This is a genomic window from Mesorhizobium sp. M1A.F.Ca.IN.020.04.1.1 (assembly GCF_003997315.1).
GTDB lineage: Bacteria > Pseudomonadota > Alphaproteobacteria > Rhizobiales > Rhizobiaceae > Mesorhizobium.
Map to the genome: position 1 here is coordinate 1 of NZ_RZSN01000433.1, position 438 is coordinate 438.

Genomic DNA, 438 nt, shown 5'->3' on the forward strand with positions numbered 1-438 from the left:
TTTGTCCTTCATGCCGGACCAGGAGTATTTCCAGATCTCGCCATGCGGCTTGCCGCAGTCATATTTGGCGTCGGGGTTCACGCCCCATTTCGGGTCGTTGTAGCACTCGGGCGTGTATTCCGGGAATTCAACCCACTCGCCCTTGTACTTGGCCGGCGCCCAGTGCGGCGAATAGATCCACAGCATGATCGGCGCCTTGCGCTGATAGGCGGAATCGAGCTCGGCGAACATCGCCGCGTCGGTGCCGGCATGGATGACGGTGAAGGGCAGTTTCAGCGCCTCGACGCGCTCGTCGTCAAAGCCTTCCCATGTCACCGGGCCGCCGAGATAGCGTCCCTTCGGTGCGGTCTCCGCCGTCGAGAAGGCTTCGGCGCATTTCGGGTCCTTCAGCGCTTCCCAATTGGGCAGGCCCGGGCATTTCTCCTTCATGTATTCCGG

Annotated in this window: 1 protein-coding gene; it reads right to left on the reverse strand. The window is 61.6% G+C overall.

The window, feature by feature from the left end; all coding sequences use genetic code 11:
• Positions 1–438 (reverse strand): glycine betaine ABC transporter substrate-binding protein (locus tag EOA49_RS32395; protein ID WP_281058478.1); only part of this gene is annotated, 438 nt, incomplete at both ends.